11 protein-coding genes and 2 pseudogenes are annotated in these 18,484 nt (G+C 55.9%); 7 read left to right on the plus strand and 6 right to left on the minus strand.

The genetic code is table 11. From position 1 onward, the window contains the following. Genes HMPREF3011_RS06835 through HMPREF3011_RS06845 form a run of 3 tightly spaced genes read right to left on the minus strand, consistent with a single transcriptional unit; the run spans position 1 to position 5,476 of the window. Positions 1–1,176 carry a metallophosphoesterase family protein gene (locus tag HMPREF3011_RS06835; protein WP_038628425.1) on the minus strand — a complete coding sequence of 392 codons (1,176 nt, stop codon included), beginning with the start codon at positions 1,174–1,176 and terminating at the stop codon, positions 1–3. A gap of 2 nt (positions 1,177–1,178) precedes the next feature. After that, entirely contained in the window at positions 1,179–2,237 is a 1,059-nt protein-coding gene (locus HMPREF3011_RS06840; RefSeq protein ID WP_038628422.1) for a hypothetical protein, read from the minus strand. Then, positions 2,237–5,476 carry a DEAD/DEAH box helicase gene (locus HMPREF3011_RS06845; protein ID WP_070841317.1) on the minus strand — a complete coding sequence of 1,080 codons (3,240 nt, stop codon included), beginning with the start codon at positions 5,474–5,476 and terminating at the stop codon, positions 2,237–2,239. The genes HMPREF3011_RS06840 and HMPREF3011_RS06845 overlap by 1 nt, the downstream gene beginning before the upstream one ends. A gap of 592 nt (positions 5,477–6,068) precedes the next feature. Between HMPREF3011_RS06845 and putP the strand changes: the two genes are divergently transcribed. From putP to HMPREF3011_RS06860, 3 genes are all read left to right on the plus strand, one after another. Further along, complete coding sequence (putP, locus tag HMPREF3011_RS06850) at positions 6,069–7,592, plus strand: sodium/proline symporter PutP (protein WP_080972811.1); 1,524 nt, start codon at positions 6,069–6,071, stop codon at positions 7,590–7,592. Positions 7,593–7,724: 132 nt separating this feature from the next. Continuing rightward, the gene (locus HMPREF3011_RS06855) at positions 7,725–8,330 is read left to right on the plus strand and encodes an HNH endonuclease family protein (protein WP_235191244.1); all 606 of its coding nucleotides are present in this window, start codon (positions 7,725–7,727) and stop codon (positions 8,328–8,330) included. 108 nt (positions 8,331–8,438) lie between these two features. After that, positions 8,439–8,939 carry a hypothetical protein gene (locus HMPREF3011_RS06860; protein ID WP_038628410.1) on the plus strand — a complete coding sequence of 167 codons (501 nt, stop codon included), beginning with the start codon at positions 8,439–8,441 and terminating at the stop codon, positions 8,937–8,939. Positions 8,940–9,136: 197 nt separating this feature from the next. Here HMPREF3011_RS06860 and HMPREF3011_RS06865 read toward each other — a convergent pair whose 3' ends face one another. Next, positions 9,137–11,284: a DEAD/DEAH box helicase gene (locus tag HMPREF3011_RS06865; RefSeq protein ID WP_038628407.1), complete on the minus strand. Its 2,148-nt coding sequence runs from the start codon at positions 11,282–11,284 to the stop codon at positions 9,137–9,139. Between the two features lie 579 nt (positions 11,285–11,863). Between HMPREF3011_RS06865 and HMPREF3011_RS06870 the strand changes: the two genes are divergently transcribed. Further along, positions 11,864–12,928, plus strand: coding sequence for a bile acid:sodium symporter family protein (locus HMPREF3011_RS06870; protein ID WP_141737470.1), 1,065 nt, complete (start codon positions 11,864–11,866; stop codon positions 12,926–12,928). On the opposite strand, the gene HMPREF3011_RS06875 is transcribed toward HMPREF3011_RS06870, so the two are convergent. Beyond that, complete coding sequence (locus HMPREF3011_RS06875) at positions 12,925–14,307, minus strand: MFS transporter (RefSeq protein WP_070431928.1); 1,383 nt, start codon at positions 14,305–14,307, stop codon at positions 12,925–12,927. The two genes, HMPREF3011_RS06870 and HMPREF3011_RS06875, sit on opposite strands and share 4 nt — an antisense overlap. Positions 14,308–14,427: 120 nt before the next feature. Here HMPREF3011_RS06875 and HMPREF3011_RS06880 point away from each other — a divergent pair, with 120 nt between their 5' ends. The 3 genes and pseudogenes from HMPREF3011_RS06880 (at position 14,428) to HMPREF3011_RS11430 (ending at position 17,749) form a co-directional block, all read left to right on the plus strand. Next, on the plus strand, positions 14,428–14,820 hold the full coding sequence (locus HMPREF3011_RS06880) for a (deoxy)nucleoside triphosphate pyrophosphohydrolase (protein WP_038629499.1): 393 nt from the start codon (positions 14,428–14,430) through the stop codon (positions 14,818–14,820). Positions 14,821–15,134: 314 nt separating this feature from the next. Next, a pseudogene (locus HMPREF3011_RS11425) lies at positions 15,135–15,647 on the plus strand (DEAD/DEAH box helicase family protein); the annotation flags it as partial. 149 nt (positions 15,648–15,796) lie between these two features. Further along, complete coding sequence (locus HMPREF3011_RS11430; protein WP_256381047.1) at positions 15,797–17,749, plus strand: DUF3427 domain-containing protein; 1,953 nt, start codon at positions 15,797–15,799, stop codon at positions 17,747–17,749. Positions 17,750–17,847: 98 nt separating this feature from the next. On the opposite strand, the pseudogene HMPREF3011_RS06890 reads toward HMPREF3011_RS11430, so the two are convergent. Continuing rightward, a pseudogene (locus HMPREF3011_RS06890) lies at positions 17,848–18,484 on the minus strand (S1 family peptidase); the annotation flags it as partial.

Here is an 18,484-nt window from a genome sequence, read left to right on the forward strand (position 1 = left end):
TTATTCCTTCTCTCCGGCTAGGCGGGCCAGCAAGCGAAGCGCATCAGCTGCTGCGGTGGTTTCAGATTCTGATAGGGGGCTACCGCTCTCGGTTCGCCCTTTACTCAAGACCGTTAGTTTTTCTGCAGCTATGAGCGGATAACCGGTGAGATTGAGATTAGAGATATCTCCTTCGGACGGAACCACCGTTAAATCGGAGCCACTTTCCCGGCGATAAAGTGCAGCGAAAAGCTGTTGGTACTGCTCAAGTCGGTTTTCAAAGGTAGTCGACTCTGACAGTGTCACGGTTCCTCGCAATGAATACTTCACCGCTGTGTCTGTCTTCGCCTCGATACCGTCCAGTTCAGCAAAGAACTCATCGAGGTCTTCCGCGCCAGTGATATCCATGTCGATGGCATGAAAAGCCCACTGCCCCACTCGGTGGGAGGCCACGGTAACTGAGCCCTTTTCGGGGTCGTCCTCTGCGATGTCGACGACTAGCGCATTGCCGGAATCCCGTTCTTTGTCGTCATACGCTGTGGTTTCGTGCGCGCCGGAGAAATAAACTCTGCCAGCATGGTCAAGTTGGCTCGTGGAGTGGGAATCCCCCAGCGCCACATAGTGCAACGCCCCACGGTCAATAGCCTGTTCCAAGCTGGTCAAATCAATGGTGGCTCCCGCATCAGCACCAAAGCCTTCTACTTGGCCGTGTGCGACCATCACTCGGATTCCATCGGCCGGCTCAAGCTCCGTGGCTATTTCCGCCACGATGTCGTCTGCCGAATACTTGCCGTGTACTGGCACACCGATGAGTTCCACCCCGTCACGGATGGAAATGGGCTCGCTGTCGCGAATTACGTAAACTCCTCGGTCTTCCAAAGATTCGAAAGCGCTACGTCGATAAATGGAAGAAGCATCAAGCGCATCATGGTTGCCGGGCAGGAGATACACCGGCACGGGTAACTTGGCGATTCGCTCAAGAGCCCGCAAGAACACCTTGTCCGGCAACGTATTGGAATCGAACACGTCTCCAGCGACGACGATGAACTCAGCGCCTTCGCTGGTCGCCAACTCACCGATGCGGTCGATGGCGTTGAGGCGACTTTCGTGGAACCTAGCTTGGGCTTCACCGCCATCGAGCTCTAGGAACCACCGAGTCATTCCCAGTTGCCAATCTGAGGTGTGAATGAATTTCATGACTAGCGCTCCTTTTGTTCCAGGCTCAGCGATTCCTGCAGATGTTGCCAACAATCTTCCAAATCGGCGACTGCACGAATGGTCTCTCTCGAAACTACGCAGGTTGGCTGCAATGCTTCATGCAGCAAACTACGGTCGGTAACTGTTAGCGGGTCAATAACCTCGAGCGAAGGAACACTGACTCGTTCCAAATCATTGCCCCAGTAGTCGGCTTCGACCGCGAAAAGCTCGGCAACCTTTTTCTGCTCGTTGTCACCGCCATCATTTCCACCAGCGTCACCCGACTTCTGGGTGGTTTTATTGGGATCTTCCCGAACCTCGCCGCCAAGCCCGAGGCGCTTTGGCGCAGTCCGGTTTCGCAGCTGTGTTAGTTCCTGAAGCCGGCGTTGCAATTCGCGCTGCGGATAATCGCGCAGCTGCATTAGCGACAGCGGATCACGGTCGATATCAGCGACAAGTTGAGCGGCGACTGCAACGGTGTGCTTACACACAGGTGCTGGGTCCGGGCAGGTGCATTCGCTATAAATGTGCTCTTCACCATCGCACAACAGCATTTCCATCTGCTCATACGGCAACTCGCCGTGCTCAAACTCCGTAAAAGCCGACGGATTGTTCACCAACCACCGCAGTACGTCGTCAGTTTGTTTCTGCTCCCGCCGTGGGAACCGAATAAAGACTGAGAATGGTTCCGGCTGGCTGCCCTGCACTTCCCCGATGATGTAACCATCCGCGATTCGAAGCCCGAGCACATTGCCGTCGAACCTGTACTTCTCGCCTCTGTGAATACGACCCGAATCGGCACCACGGATGATGAACTCCCACACCCACCGGGCAAAAGTAGTACGTGGCTCGACCGCCACACGCGCTGAGGTTCCACGTCGCTGCTGCCCGGTAAATGCACCAGCCCAGTCCTGGGTGGCCAGGAGCTTTTCAATCGTCGAGCTGGTTGCTGGTGCGCTTCGCGCCGTAGTCCTTTTACGACCGCGCTTTCCAGAGGGGCCCTTGCCAAACTCGGCAAAGATGACATTGTCGCCCCATGTCACGTCTCCGTCACCGGCCATTAGTACCACCTCTTCTGGACTCTAAACGGTGTCACATTGTTGGGAATCGAATCGTCATCCGAGGTTGCGGAATCCAATGCCGTGGCCTCCGGGTTCACCCCATCGGTCACCGTCCCACCGGACTTTGACTCCGCTGCGTCCATCGATTCACGCAGTGACTGAATCTTGTCCTTGTCCAATTGCCACAGTGACCGCAAACGGTGAAAGTCCATCTCCGTCAGCTTGGTTTCACCAGCGCGCACAACTGCATCCGCCAATTCTGCTTTTTCAAAAATCAGCTCGTCGATGCGTTCTTCAAGCGTTCCAACACTGACCAGCTTGTGCACATGGACGTCTTTACGCTGACCGATGCGGTAGGAACGGTCCGTGGCCTGGTTTTCAACCGCTGGATTCCACCACCTGTCAATGTGAATGACGTGGTTGGCGGCAACTAGGTTGATGCCGACACCTGCCGCGAGAGTCGACAGCAAAATGATTGGCGGACCGTCCGGGGCATTAAACTCTGCCACTACTTTCTCGCGCTGTGCTGGGGTCATTGCCCCTTGAATAAACGGAATGTCCACGCCCAAGCGCTTGCTGAAATGAGGGGCAAGCATCTTGCCAAACTCCACGAACTGCGTGAACACAAGCGCGCGTTCACCGTTTTGCACAATCTCATCGACGAGCTCTTCCAACCGTGCGACCTTGCCCGAGCGATGCTGCCCATGATTAAGCAGCCCCGAGCCGTCGTGCTGGTAGTGCGCTGGGTGGTTGCAAATCTGCTTCAACTTCATGATGCCGCCGAGGATGATGCTCTTTCGCCCGAAGCTGCCAGAACGATTCCGCTTCGAGCGCTTAAGCTTGTCCTCGATATCCTTCACGGCCTCCTGATACAAGAAAGCCTGCTCCGTCGTGAGAGGAACCATCTCCACCTGCTCATTCTTCTTGGGCAGGTCCGGCGCGATAGCTGGATCCGACTTGAGTCGGCGCAGGATAAAAGGTGCTGTAATCGACTGCAATTGCAGTAGCATTTCCGCATTCCCATCACGCTCGATGGGAATCGCAAACTTGTTGCGAAATGCATTCGCCGAGCCCAGCATGCCTGGATTACAGAAATCCATGATGGTGCGCAGTTCGCCCAAGTCATTTTCCACCGGAGTACCAGTCATGGCGATGTTGTGTCGCGAGCCCAGGCTCCGCAGCGCTCTGGATACCTGTGCGTTGGGGTTCTTAATTGCCTGTGCTTCGTCAGCAATCACATGATCCCACTGCACTTGGGCGAGTTCGTTCACATCGCGGGTAGCAACACCATAGGTCGTCACAACAACATCGTGTTTTCCGATAAATTCTTGTAGTTCTCCACCATGAGGGCGGTTTGAACCATGCAGCAGCCCAACCTTAAGCTCTGGAGTGAACTTAGCCGCTTCTGCTGCCCAATTGCGCAACACACCTGTCGGAACCACCAGAAGCGAAGTCCTGTGCTCTTGAGCCGTAGCATCTGCTTTCCGACGGCAGCGCTCATACTCCAACAGCGCCAGAATTTGCACAGTCTTACCGAGCCCCATGTCATCAGCGAGAATGACACCAAAGCCGCGGTTGGACATATCCGTCAGCCACTCCACACCGCGCTGTTGATACTCCCGCAGCTCACCGACAAAACTCGGTGGCACCTCGACGGACTCTGCGAGGACCGTGGAACCGTCTGAGTACTTCGACACCAACGCCTTGAGCCAAGAGGGATCCCTGGGGGCGACTGGCACTGCTGCTGGAGCTTGCGACTCTAAGCCACCGTCGAAGACCAGCTCTTTCAGGGTGGCTTGCCCCTTACCGGTTTCCTCCCCGGCCTTGGTCTGCTCCACCAAAAACTTCAGGGCTTCCCTAGCTACCTCTGGGTTCGCGTGCACCCAATGGTCTCGCAGATGCACTAGCCCCGTACTCGATGCAGCGAGCTCACGCATTTCCGCTTCCGTCAGTACGGCATCCCCCACGGCCAGCTTCCACTCGTAATCAACCAGTTGGTCAAATCCGAGTTTCGGTTCCGAACGGCGCCCAGCAGGCCCCGTCGGATCTAACTGGATGACTTCAGTGTGCAACTGCAGGGTGGTCTCCACTGACTTCCAGTTCGGCGGCAGCATCACATCGATATCAACCTTTGCCAGCTGCGAGATGCCATCAGTCATAAGCTCTATCAGCTGCTCTGAGGTCAGCAGCAGATCCAAGCCCGGGTGGCCCGCTGCCTTCGCATATTTGAGCGTTGGGAATGCCTCCTGTGCAGCCAATAGCTGCGGGCGAAGCAGCGACAGCACGGACCGGCGACACATTTCTGGATTCAGGTGCTCCGGAGCTGCGACGCCGATGCGGTAGTACATCCGCAATGGCCATAGAGTCTCATGTTCCACCGCAGCTGAACGAGGATTGAAGCGAGTTACTGAGCCCCCTTCTTCATCCGCTCGATCCTGCAACTCCAACAGCTGCGGAAGATCCACATCCGGCAAGTCTTCCAGCTGGCCTTCAAAACCAACAGGTTCCTGCACCATTAGCTGCAGACGAACATCCTCACCATCGGCCGACAGTCTCCACTTTGCCAGTGACTGCGCCACCCCCGGCGTCGCACGCCCCAGGGACTGAGACTGCAACAACGACCGCACGAAACTCTGACGCTGTTCTGCCGGTTCATCCAAATCGGCCAGGAGCGCGTTGGTGACCCAATGAAACATCCGATTGATGAAGTCCTCAGCCACCGTGGCACCTCCGTTATCAATCAACACCGGTGGTGTACGGGAAATGACCTGACTCTGCCAAGCAATCTCACCCAGCCCCTCCGACATCCGCCACGTCGGCCACCACTCATTGTCTTCCCATGTCAGCGCCACCAATGCCCGCCCAGAGCGTGCGAAAGCATCCAATCCCTGTACAACATCCACAAAGAACCGAAGATCCGGTGCCATCGCCGCCGAGGCAACTTCCTCCTGCAATTGCACCAGTGCTGTCACCGCAGCCCATGGCGGGAACACCCATGTGGGTACCGCTTTCTCTACTGCCCGCCCCTTCGGTGTGCGCAGTTTTAGCGTCAGTTGCGCTCGACTCCCCTGGTCCAGCACTGCAAAAAGCCGACGCTGATGCGCCGGGACTTCCAGCAAATCCACGTCCGCAATAATCCGGTGCCCCTCTGGCCGCTCCACCCATAGGTGAAGACCCGAATCATCTTTCCAGACCGCGTGCAGCAGCAACGGCACCGCTGACTTAGCAACTTGATCCATTACTTCCTCCCCACTGCTTGCTCAGTCATCGCCTGCTCAGTCATCACCGTCTAATCACCCGGCGACTTCGCCACCAGATATTTGTTCAATGAAGATTCTGCCACGCACCCCGGATCAGCTTTTCCACCACACCACAACATTAGCACGCTTGTTCGAATTATGTATCTTGCAAAAACTACTCCCCTTCTGCCCAAATACCCCTTTTCCCAGGTAATTTGTCGCACTTAACCGATTTTTAAAAGCTTTTTCAACGCTTCTTATCTTGCAATGCAGCGCATCACATGAAAACGTCGTATAGGCCACAAGAATTAAAAATGTGTGACTCGTGCAATAGTTCTGCCATGGTTCGCATGTGCCAGTAGGCTCCGATGACTGTCGAAGATAGTCCGGAAGCTGAAGCTGTGTTGAATCGCGAACCGCAGGTTCCACCGTGGACGTCGGCCACTTTTTGGCTCGATGCTGCCGCGTCGCTGTGAACGTCGTCAAGCAGACTTGATTAAGCGAAATTGAGTTGTGCGCCGAAAATGCTTTTGGTGCGCTAGGTAGTGCGCGAGTCCGACTGTACGACTAATAAATAATGAGGAGTTGCCCTGTGGACCAACACACATGGTTCATCATCGCACTAGTCATTTATCTGCTGTTGATGGTCTACATCGGTTGGACCGGATGGAAAAAGACTGCAGAGTATGACGAATACATGATTGGCGGCCGCGGCCTACATCCGTTCGTCGCGGCACTGTCAGCGGGTGCATCGGACATGTCCGGCTGGCTGCTGATGGGTCTGCCCGGCGCGATTTACCTTTCGGGTCTGAACCAGACCTGGATTGCAATCGGCCTGGTCGCAGGCGCATGGCTGAACTGGAAGTTCACCGCACCACGCCTGCGTAGTTACACCAAGATTGCTCGTAACTCGATTACCGTGCCGTCGTTCCTGGAGAATCGTCTGCACGATACATCGAAGGTGCTGCGCGTTGCCGCAGGCCTGATTATTTTGCTGTTCTTCACCTTCTACGTGTCCTCGGGCATGGTGGCAGGTGGCCGTTACTGGGAGTCGACGTTCGGTGGCAACTACCTCGTCGGCATGCTGTTGGTAGCGGCTATCACTGTCGCGTACACCCTGTTCGGTGGCTTCCTGGCTGTGTCTTACACAGACACGGTGCAGGGCATCATTATGTTCATCGCGCTGCTGACGGTTCCGACTGTCGGCATCATCTACCTAATCAACAATGGCAACTCCGCCTCGGACATCTTCAGCTTTGCTGCTAACAACCCCTACCCGGGCAGCGAGGGACAGCCGGTCGAGACCTTCTTCGATCCGTTCGCTGGCATTCCGCTAATCACGATTATCGGTCTGCTCGGTTGGGGTCTGGGCTACTTCGGCCAGCCGCACATTATCGTTCGCTTTATGGCTCTGCGTAGCGCGAAGGACGCAACCGAGGGCCGCCGCTGGGGCGTTGGCTGGCAGGCACTGTGCATGCTCGGCTCCGTCCTCGTGGCGCTGACTGCAACTGTTTTCTTCACTACGAACCCAGATGCTTCGGTCACTGATGCGTCTTCCTACGAGACCATCTTCCTGGACATGACCCGCATCCTGTTCCACCCGCTGATTGCAGGCCTGATTCTGACTGCAGTACTGGCAGCAATCATGTCCACCATTTCCTCGCAGCTGCTGGTGTCTTCCTCCGCGCTAATCGAGGACTTGTTCAAGGCAATGGTCAACAAGTCCCTGCGTCCGAAGACCTACATGGCTCTCTCCCGCGTCGCGGTTGCGCTGATTGCCATTATCGCCGCAATCATCGCTGCGAACCCCAACAGCTCCATTCTGGATCTGGTTGGCTTCGCGTGGGCTGGCTTCGGCTCGGCATTCGGCCCGGTGCTGCTGGCCGCCCTCTACTGGTCGCGCCTGAACACGCCAGGTGCTGCTGCCGGCATGATCACTGGTGCGGTTGTCTCCTTCGCATGGGGCATGAGCTCGCTCAGCGACACTCTCTACGAGATCGTCCCGGGCTTCGCCGCTGCAACTGTCGTGATGATCATCGTCACGCTGGCTACGAAGGAACCGAATGAGAAGATCAAGGAAGAGTTCGACCACGCAGCAAAGCAGGCTCTGGTCTAACACTTCGATTTAGGCTTGGCCTCCGCTAGCCCCACAGGCTAGCCCCGGCGCATACCTACAAGGAACCGAAAAAGTATTTTTCGCGCCCAACTAGGTATGCGCCCTTTTTTATTTGCCATCCTAGCCGCCGTCTTGACCGCCGCCTTTGTCTCATCCTTTGCACTTACGCGAGTTCTCGTCACATCCTCCCCCGCTGGGCCGGACGCCGAAGCCGTCGTCAAGCAACTGCGCACTGTGCGCGTCGTCGCAGGCCGCCCCACCGTCACCGGGTACAAGCGCGAGCGCTTCGACGTCTGGGCAGGTTCTGCCGATTGCAATACACGCCATAAAGTGTTGGCGGCGTGGTTCGGGGGCTCTGTATGTTCGCTTGACGACGGCGCCCTGCGCGAAATCCCCGACCCTTACACGGGTGACCCGGTGGGTGCGCATGAGGTCGATATCGACCACATTTATCCGTTGGCAGCGGCGTGGGATTTCGGAGCCTACGCCTGGGATGCCGAGCGGCGTCGGCGATTTGGCAACGATATCGAGGCCAACCTCGCGCCCACCCGAAGTGCGGTCAACAGGGATAAAGGAGATGCCAGCCCGGCGGAATGGCTTCCCGAAGATGCGAAGGCGTGTGACTATTCGCAGCGTTACTTAGCGGTGGCCATTAAATGGGACCTGCCCGTATCTTCGGCAGACTGGACGGCGCTGGCAGCTGCGTGTGGGATCCGCGCTGGGAAAGGCACGAAATAGAGAAAATAGTGCGAGCACGTTAAGTTAAGGACTGGTCTTAATAAGGAAATATCCAGGCCACTCCTCGCTTGAACGCGAGGCCTACATTCAGTCGTGGAAAGGTAATACGTGCAAAACGTAGTTCTTATGGTTCACGTCCTAGCGGCAATTCTGCTGCTTGGACCGGTGACTGTCGCAATTTCGATGTTCCCGAAGCTCGCGCTTGCAGCCCGCGGCGGAGAGGCTGGAACGGTCGGCTCCGCGCGCACCATGCACGCCATTTCGCGCACCTACGGCATGTGGTCGCTGCTCGTGCCGCTGCTCGGCTTCGGTGTCATGTTCACCGATGTGTCGACCTACATGAAGTCCGGGGCAATGCACGCCGCAATCCTGCTGGCAATCATCGCCTGGGCACTGCTGTTCTTCCTGATCATTCCGCGTCAGCGTCTGATGATGGCCGGCCTCGGCATCGCTGATGAAGACGAGGATGTTGACGATCCGAAGTTCATCGAGCGTCGCAAGAAGGCTGACGAGCTCGACTGGGACAAGCAGAAGGGCCAGCTGGCCATGTTCTCCGGCATCTTCTCCCTGCTGTGGGTTGTCGCCGGCATCCTGATGTTCTTCATCTAAGGATTGAGCTCTAGCGCTTAGGCCCCGCGCCTACGCACACGCTCAGACACAATAAACTGCCGGTGCGCCTGTACGTTTCGGCCCGACTTTTAGGGCTGGGAAGTACATGCGCACCGGCAGTTTTTTTATTTTCTAGGTCAGCGCCACGGACAGTGGTCGCCTGACGACGCCCCCCCCTGCTCGCCTGCCTAACAGGTCTAGCGGCGTCCGCCTCGGTAACCACCGCGGCGGTCATCCCGGTCACCACGGTAGCCACTGCGCCCGCGTCCGCGACCACGACCGCCGAAACCGTCACCGTCATCGAAGTTTCCACGGTAGCTACCCCGGCCACGTCCGCCACCACGGCGGTCATCGCGGCCACGACCACCACGGTATCCTCCGCGACCGCGACCGCCATCACGACGATTGCCACGGTAGCCACCACGGCCACCGCGGTAGTCATCGCTGTCGTCGACCGAGGTGCCGTCGTCAAGCTTCAGCCCAATGAGCTGGCCGGAAATGCGGGTATCGGAGAGGTTGTTGATGACTTCTTGCGGCAGGTTGGCCGGCAGTTCGACCAGGGTGTGGTCGCCACGGATGTCGATGTGTCCGAAGTCCTTTGATGACAGGCCGCCCTCGTTGGCGATGGCGCCCACAATGGCACCCGGGCGGACGTGCTGGCGACGACCGACGCTGATGCGGTAGGTTGCGGTGCCCTCGCGTTCGAATTCGACCAGGTCGGCGCGCTTGCCCTGACCGCGCTCACCACGGGAGCGACCATCGCGGCCACGGTTGCGGTCGCGGTCGAAACGATCACGGTCACGATCATGACGACGGCCACGCGGTGGCTCCTTCATCAGGAAGTCGCCCGACTGTGCCTGCGCAGCGATAGCAGCGGCGATATCGACCAGCGGAGTGTCGTGCTCTTCAGCGTACTCCTCGATGAGCTCGCGGAAGACCGGAACCTGCGAATCAGCAAGTGCCTCAGTCAAATCATCAGCGAACTTCTGCTTACGGGAGTCGTTGACCTCATCGACGGTCGGCAGCTTCATCTCGTGCAGCTGGGACTTGGTCGCACGCTCAATCGAGCGCAGCAGGCGCCCCTCACGCGGAGTGACAAACAGCAGCGCCTCACCGGAGCGGCCAGCGCGACCGGTACGACCAATGCGGTGGACGTAGGACTCGGTGTCGTGCGGAATGTCGTAGTTGACCACGTGGGAAATGCGGTCAACGTCCAGGCCACGAGCAGCCACATCGGTTGCCACCAGGATGTCCAGGCGGCCGTCCTTGAGCTGATCAATCGTGCGCTCACGCAGGGTCTGCGGGATATCGCCGTTGATGGCGGCAGCGGAGAATCCGCGGGCACGCAGCTTCTCAGCGAGCTCCTCGGTCTCGTGCTTGGTACGCACGAACATGATCATCGCTTCAAATTCCTCGACCTCGAGGATGCGGGTCACCGCGTCCAGCTTGTTGCGGTGGCTGACCATCAGGAAGCGCTGGCGAATATTGTCCGCAGTGCGAGTCTGGGACTTGACGGTGATCTCTTCCGGCTCCCTCAGGTACTGCTTGGACAGGCGACGAATCGAAGCCGGCATGGTAGCCGAGAACAGTGCGACCTGCTTGTCATCCGGAGTGTCGGCAAGAATGCGCTCGACATCCTCCTGGAAACCCATCTGCAGCATCTCATCGGCCTCGTCCAGTACCAGGAAGCGCAGGTCGGAGATGTCCAACGAGCCCTTTTCCAGGTGGTCAATGACACGACCCGGCGTGCCGACGATGATCTGTGCACCTCGACGCAGACCCGACAGCTGCACTCCGTAGGACTGACCACCGTAGATTGGCAGGACCTGAATCTTGCCCAGGTGATCAGCAAACGACTGGAAGGAATCCGCAACCTGCAGTGCCAGCTCACGGGTCGGAGCGAGCACCAGCGCCTGCGGTGCGCGGACGGAGCGATCAATGCGAGCCAGAATCGGCAGCGCGAACGCCGCGGTCTTACCAGTACCAGTCTGAGCCAGGCCGACGACGTCGCGGCCGCTCATCAGAGTCGGGATAGTTGCAGCCTGAATTGGGGAAGGAGTCTCAAACCCAACCTTGCGAACTGCATTGACAATGTCATCCGGCAGCTCGAGCTCATCGAAGCCGACGGTGTCGTCATCGTTGTCGTGTTTGTTCTTTTCGGCCTTCTTTTCGGCCTCGGCAGTCTTTTCTACCTTCTCGGTCTTTTCCTCAGCGGCCTTCTCTCCGGCCACTGGTGCTTCCCCGGCCACTACATCCTCGGCCTTCACAATTGCGTCCTCGCGCTGGTTTTCGCGCTGATCCTCGCGATTTTCCTCGACGCTGCCATTCATTTCATTATTAGCCATTTGGGGCTCTTCCTGGGCCTTTTCGCCCGCACACTCAATATTCAACAGTTGATTACTCACAGTTGGGTCGCACATACATGACCCGCCCAATTTACGTTCTTGTTTTCAGTGCTCTCACGTCGGAATTGCGATGACATCGCTTCTCTTGCACATACTTCGAAAAATTGCGCCCAAACCCAATTCAGCTTTTACTTCCGAGGAGGGGCGCCCATCATGCACTATGCACTCTCAAGCGTTTCACCAGCGAATTTATACCGCTGCCAGATTCTCTGCGACATTGTCGTCAGGATTTCACACCGACTGCCCAGACTACGCCACCGTCGGTCAAAAAACCATTTCCCGTTAGCAAGGCCACAACACTAGGTGGTCGATTTCTTGGATGAGGCCCGGCGCTGGGGCCGACGTCAAACGAGCACATTGCACCCACTTCGGGGTATCTATTTTGCAATTGCATGGGGTGAGGTAGTTAACATTTTCCCTACACGTTTGTACACATATCTGCTATTTTCCGCCGTGGAACACCCACCGTTCGGCGGATTTTTGCAATTTCGCAACGTATAAACCCAAGGTCGCTAGAGAATGTCCAGCAATAACAACGCACCAGAAACGCAGCTGTCTTCGCCCCGACAGTCCCCGCTAAAACCACATTCTCCCGAGGAGATTTCTGGGAATGGCAAGCAGGAAAATAAGGCACCGTCGAAGCTCTCGGCGATAATTGAGGTTCTCGGATTTCCGGGCTTTATTTTGGCGGGTTCGGCGCTGGCATTCTTCTTCCCCGCCCCGTTTACTCCGCTGACGGACTACATCACATATTTCCTGATGATCATCATGTTCGCGATGGGCCTCACCCTGACCATTCCGGACTTTAAGCAGGTCGCTAAGCGCCCGTTGGCGATTCTCGTCGGCGTCATTGCGCAGTTTGTCATCATGCCGCTGCTAGCAATTGCCGTGGCGAAAGTGCTCGGGCTTAACCCGGCGCTGGCCGTCGGTCTGCTGATGCTGGGCTCCGTCCCAGGCGGCACCTCATCGAACGTCATCGCTTACCTGGCACGCGGTGATGTCGCGCTGTCCGTCGCTATGACCAGCGTGTCGACGCTGGTCTCGCCGATTATGACGCCGTTTCTCATGCTCGTGCTTGCCGACGCGCACACGGAGGTCGACGGCCTCGGGATGGCGTGGAGCCTCTGCCAGACAGTCCTCCTGCCTGTGGTTGGTGGCCTGATCATTCGCTTTGTGGCCGACTCGTTTATTAATAAAATCCTGCCGATTCTGCCGTGGATTTCCATCCTCGGTATCGGCGGCGTGGTCTTCGGTGCCGTGGCCAAGAATGCGGAGAGCCTGGCGCACATTGGCCTCATTGTGTTTGTGGCTGTAATCATCCACAACGTGCTGGGCTACGTGCTCGGCTTCTTTGCAGGCCAGCTGGTCGGGATGCCGACTGCGGGCAAGCGCACGGTGGCCGTGGAGGTCGGTACGCAATCCGAGGGTCTGTCTTCCGGTATGGCGGCGAAGTTCTTTACCCCAGAGGCCGCGCTTCCTGGCGCGGTGGCCGCGGTGGTGCACAACATTACTGGCGCTATCTATGTGACTATTTGCCGAAAGCTCGATGAAGGCAAGGAATCTAGCAAATCCGCTTCTGTTTAAGCTGTTTTCGCTTTGGCTTCTTTTGCTCCGCTGTTCGACGAGTGGGCTGGTAGAGTCTCGCGCCCGAATATCCAGCCCACCATCGCGACCAGCGAGATGACACCGCAAACAAGGAATCCGGCCTTGAACCCTGCGGCATCCACGATTGCGCCGACAATCAGCGGGCCGGAGATCGCTCCGAAGTCCTGAGCCATTTGGAAATTGGCGAGCACCTTTCCACCTTGGCGGTTGGCGCCGATGACGTCGGCAAGCACGGCCTGCTGCGATGGATTAATCATGCCAGCGCCGAAGCCGGCGAGGACTGAGAGAATCAGTAGCGGAATGGCGCCGCTGCTAAATCCGATTGCGCCAGTGAATACGCCGTTGATAAACAGGCCTGTGATGAGCAGTGGACGACGGCCGATGCGGTCGGACAAACGACCGGAAAACTGAAGTGCCGTAACATTGCCGAGCGCGAAGGCCGTCAGCGCGAAACCAGCTGTGGCAGTGGCAGCTACTGCCACATCGCTGCCCGGTTCTGGGGCGCCGACATGGGAGAACGTTGCCGCAGCGAACAGCGGGACAATCGCGACGCGCACGCCGAAGTTCGACCAACCGTTGGCGAAGGCTCCGACTAGTGCGCTTCGATATGCCGAGTCCCGGATTGCCTCGGAGAACTTCAGCACTGGAGTCGTGCGCTTTGGCACTACGTGGCGAAGATGCTCCGCGCTCAGCGACATGCCGACCACAATCGTTGCCACAATCAGCGCGCCACCGTAGATGAAAAACGGCACTCGCATGCCCCATGCGCCCATTGCCGCACCAATAATTGGGCCAAAGACATTGCCCAACAGGAAGGCTGTGCCGTAGGCGGCCGAGCTCTTACCGCGGATCTCCGGCGGTGAAATCCGCACAATCAGCCCCATTGCCGAGACCGTAAACATCGTCGAACCGATGCCTCCGAGCGCACGAAACGCCAGCAGTTGCCAATAAGTCTGCGCAATACCGACAAGCAAAGTCGAGAATGCGACAATGCTGATGCCGGTCAGGTACGTGCGTCGATATCCGAGCTTCTCTACCAGCGAACCCGATGCCGGCGCGAAGATCAGCCGAAAAATGGAGAACGAACTGACCACGAAGCTGGCCGCGAACACACCCACATCGAAGCTGCGTGCGTACTGCGGAAGAATTGGAGCAATCAGCCCAAAGCCCAGCGCGATGATGAACGCGGCGCTGACCAGAATCCAAATCTCTCGCGGAATCGGCTGTTTTGTCCGGTCTAATTCACTCGACTGAGGACCCAGACCTTGTGATTCGCTTCCCACCTCCGATGCGATAGCCGGCTGAGATTCGCACTTTGCTTTACGACGAAGCAGGCCGCGCGAACGGGAAGCTGACAAGGTAACGGTCCTTTCTACTGTGCAAAAGAGAAAATAAAAAGCCCAGGAGTTCACCATAGCCCGATCTGCAAACAGTGACGATTACTAGAATGAGGCGCAATGACAGAACGCGGAGTTGAGATGAAAAAACGAATCGAAGTTGTAGGTGCGGTTCTTACCTACGAAGGAAAAATCTTCGCCGCCCAACGCGGCCCAGGTCGCTCGATGGAAAACTATTGGGAATTTCCCGGTGGAAAGATCGAAGAAGGTGAGTCCCCTCGTGAGGCTCTAGCCCGTGAACTAAGAGAAGAGCTAAAACTTGAAGCTGAGATTGGGAACCACATTCTCACTGTCGACCATGAGTATGACTTCGCCGTTATCTCACTGGCGACATACTTTTGTTCCGTTTCTTCTCCCGAAATCAAGCTAACGGAGCACACTGAATATCGTTGGTTAGAACCGGCCGAACTTTATTCCGTTGATTGGGCGCCAGCGGACATCCCTACAGTCGACATTCTTGTAAACGAACAATAATCAATACAAGCGACGCAGCGTGCATTTAGTATGCTAAAACAATGATGAATTCCCTGGTCGGAGACCTGCGATACGGCTTCATCGATAAAAACATCGTTGCCGACAAAAAATACAATCCCCGACTCATTCGCAACGATGAGTCGGCCACTATGTACAATGCGCTCCGCGAGGAGCTACGCACCGCTACGAGTTTCATATTTTCAGTAGCATTTATTTCTCCGGCCGCTCTTGCCATGCTGAAGGAGGATCTCCTTCAGTTTTCTGGCCCAATGACGATCATCACGTCGAACTACCTTGATTTCAATTCACCATCGATGTTCAGAGAACTACTCGAAATTGAGGGACTGAACGTCTACATCTACCCCGAGGATCATCACCGGGGTTTTCATCCAAAGGGATACCTCTTTTACAAAGAGGTTGAGCTTTCAGCCATCGTCGGCAGCGCAAATTTGACGCAAAAGGCGCTCCAGGAAAACGAAGAGTGGAATCTACACTTTTCCAGCCACCAGAATGGTGATATCACGTTCCAAATTGAGACGGCCATTGATATGCAACGTAACCGTTGCATCCCACTAACTCATCAATGGGTCGATGAGTACGAACAGAACCGCGTACCTCCAGTTTCGAAAAACACGCACACAAAGTTGCTGCCCGAGGGCCCAGTTATTGCCAATCAAATGCAGCAGGTAGCGCTGTCGAATATCGCTGACTTGAGGCAGTCAGGCGAGCGGAAAGGCCTCATAATTTCCGCTACCGGCACGGGGAAGACGATCCTTGCTGCACTAGCAGTTAAAGAAGCAGAGGCCGAGCGCGTCTTGTTCGTCGCCCACCGGGAACAGATTCTGGAAAAGACTAAGAGTGAATTCCGAAAGGTACTTGCTTATTCCGGTTCTGAGCTTACGGACGCCGACTTTGGACTCTTGGTTGGTGGGAAAAAAGAAACTGATGCACGATACCTTTTGCCTCAGTTCAATCCTTGTATTCCCAATCGACTTACAAAACCTTTTCTCCAGATGCCTTTGACTTCATCATTATCGATGAGGTTCATCGTGGCGCTGCTAATTCCTACAAGCCAGTTTTTGAATACTTCAACAGCGAGTTTGTCCTCGGCTTGACCGCAACTCCCGAGCGTCCAGATTCAGGGGACATCTTTCGCCTCTTTGATTTCAACGTTCCTTACGAAATCCGACTGCAAGCCGCTCTTGAAGCCGACATGCTCGCACCATTCCATTATTTCGGTGTCACCGATTTTGATGATGGAGTTCGAGCGATCGGTGATAAGACTGCATCCATCGATGCTCTCGTCGCTGAAGATCGTATCGACTATCTCCTGGAGAAGCTCCGTGTCTACGGGTTTCCTGAGAGAGTTAAGGGGCTCATGTTTTGCAGTCGGAAAGACGAAGCGAAAGCGCTGTCGGAGCAGCTCAACCAAAAGCAGCTCTTTGGCCGGCAGCTACGGACGAAGGTGCTTCTAGGTGAAGACTCAATCTCGACACGAAATGCTGTCGTTGCGGAGTTATCTGCAGGCGAACTCGACTACATCATCACCGTTGATATTTTCAACGAGGGCATCGACATTCCGGCAGTAAATCAAGTAGTGATGCTACGCGGCACCGAGTCAAACATCATTTTTACCCAGCAGCTGGGCCGTGGTCTTCGCAAAGCCCCAGGAAAAGACCACCTCCGAGTAATTGACTTTATTGGAAACTACAAGAACAATTACATGATCCCGATGGCTCTTTTCGGCGATTCATCTAGAAATAAGTCGAAGCTCAAGAGCAAAGTCGTTGATCCCTCCAATATCCCATCGGGCTCCACTGTAAGCTTTGATGAAATTGCCAAGGAGAAGATCCTTAAAGCCATCGATACAGCCTCGGTAGACACGATTGCTGAATTTAAAAAGGATATTCAACTTCTCCAGTACCGACTGAATCGTGTACCACGACTAATGGATTTTGCTCGGTTCAACCTCGTTGACCCTGCAGTGATCTCGACCAGGCGTACCAAGAATTATTGGGAACTCCTCCACCGAGTAGACAAAGCAGCAACAGGACCAACGGATAAGCAGAGTGAATACTTGAAGTTTTTGTCCCGCGAGCTACTTCCCGGAAAGCAACCCCAAGAGTTACTTCTACTTGACCAGCTTATTAAGCATGGTTCCATCACACGTGAAGAATTTTCTGACTTTCTCGACACAAGGGCTGTTTCTCACAGCGAGCTGGATCTCTCTGTTGTCGAACGAGTGCTCAACCTCGAGTTTTACCCGAAGCGGGCCTACGAAGAAATTAGATTGGTCCGGTACGATGACGAAACCTCACGTTACAGTCTGACTGAGGAATTTTTGACTTTGTACAACAAGTGGGATTCGACATATCCAAATAGCTTTCGAGAGCATGTGGATGACATCATTCAAACTGGTCTTTTCCTGTCCCGCGAAAATGATTATTTCGCGGGTGTGCTTCGCCGCAATCAACGCTATTCCAGAAAGGATGTTTCTCGTCTTTTGAGGCTTCGGTCGGATCAAACAGGCACGCTAAATGGCTACAAGATTGATTCCCACTCGCAGACGATCCCTATCTTCGTGAACTACCGTAAACACAAGGGGCTTGCTCCGAGCATTGCCTACGAAGATGAATTCATTGACCGTTCGACGATGCGCTGGTTTACACGTTCAAATAGGACCCTCAAGAGCCAAGAGGTCCAGAGCATCATCCAACACAAGTTCCCAATCCATTTGTTTGTGCGTAGGGATGATTTACCAGATGAAGGATTCACCTACCTTGGCGAAGTGACTCCCAGCGATCCACAACAAACGACAATGAAGGGGCTAAAAGACAAAGAATTAGATGTTGTCACAATGAAGCTTCACCTTGAACATCCCGTTCCCGACACATTCTTCGAGTACCTTCACGCAAAGCCGATTGACTAACAAAAGCTAAACCCCCTACTCCGCCACCATGGCGGAATAGGGGGTTAAACGGAGCGTCGTAAAGCGAACGCTCTATCTACGAGACTGCAGTGACCTGATTAGAACAGGCTCGGAAGACCTGCCTGCGAGGAGAGGTTGCTGACAGCCTGTGTTGCCTGAGCGGTCGACCCCGACAGCTCCGGAATGGGCAGCTCCGGGAGAGCTGGGCTCTCCGAGATGATGTCGGCAATCTCCGGCGGGACCTCGACGCCCTCTGGAAGCAGCTCGCCAATCGGACCCAAATCCGGCTCTTCCTGCGGGACGTGCTGGTTGGTGTACTGAACGTCCTCGTCAATCGTGCGGAACTCAGACTGCGGTTCAGTGGAGGTCTCTACCTTGAAGCGCTCGTTAACCTGGCCGTCTGGGATGTCGTACTGCTCTTCAAGAGCAACGTCAATCGGCTGGAAGCGGCTCAGCGGGCCAATACCCATGGAGTTAACGCCGATGGCCTCGCGAGTCTCTGGGTTGTAGGCGTTTCCGCCCGAATCGCCGTGGTCAATCGGAGCGATGGCCCAGACACCGTTGCGGACACGGAAGACCTGGAAGCCGCAACCGCGGCCAGTACGGGAACCGTCAGTGCACACGGGCTCACCGAAGTTGTCGACGGAAATCTCCATCGGGTCGAGAGTGCGCTTGTCCTCGATACCGACGATCTGGACCGGCTCGCCGTGGACGTTGCCGAACTCATCCACAGAG

Origin of the sequence: Corynebacterium sp. HMSC074C04 (genome assembly GCF_001838295.1) — a bacterium.
In the GTDB taxonomy this organism is placed as follows: Bacteria; Actinomycetota; Actinomycetes; order Mycobacteriales; family Mycobacteriaceae; genus Corynebacterium; species Corynebacterium amycolatum.

Excerpts from the sequence above, each read along its gene's own strand:
- HMPREF3011_RS06835 (WP_038628425.1), bottom strand. The coding sequence starts at position 1,176 with ATGAAATTCATTCACACCTCAGATTGGCAACTGGGAATGACTCGGTGG.
- HMPREF3011_RS06840 (WP_038628422.1), bottom strand. The coding sequence starts at position 2,237 with ATGGCCGGTGACGGAGACGTGACATGGGGCGACAATGTCATCTTTGCC.
- HMPREF3011_RS06845 (WP_070841317.1), bottom strand. The coding sequence starts at position 5,476 with ATGGATCAAGTTGCTAAGTCAGCGGTGCCGTTGCTGCTGCACGCGGTC.
- HMPREF3011_RS06865 (WP_038628407.1), bottom strand. The coding sequence starts at position 11,284 with ATGGCTAATAATGAAATGAATGGCAGCGTCGAGGAAAATCGCGAGGAT.
- HMPREF3011_RS06870 (WP_141737470.1), top strand. The coding sequence starts at position 11,864 with ATGTCCAGCAATAACAACGCACCAGAAACGCAGCTGTCTTCGCCCCGA.
- HMPREF3011_RS06880 (WP_038629499.1), top strand. The coding sequence starts at position 14,428 with ATGAAAAAACGAATCGAAGTTGTAGGTGCGGTTCTTACCTACGAAGGA.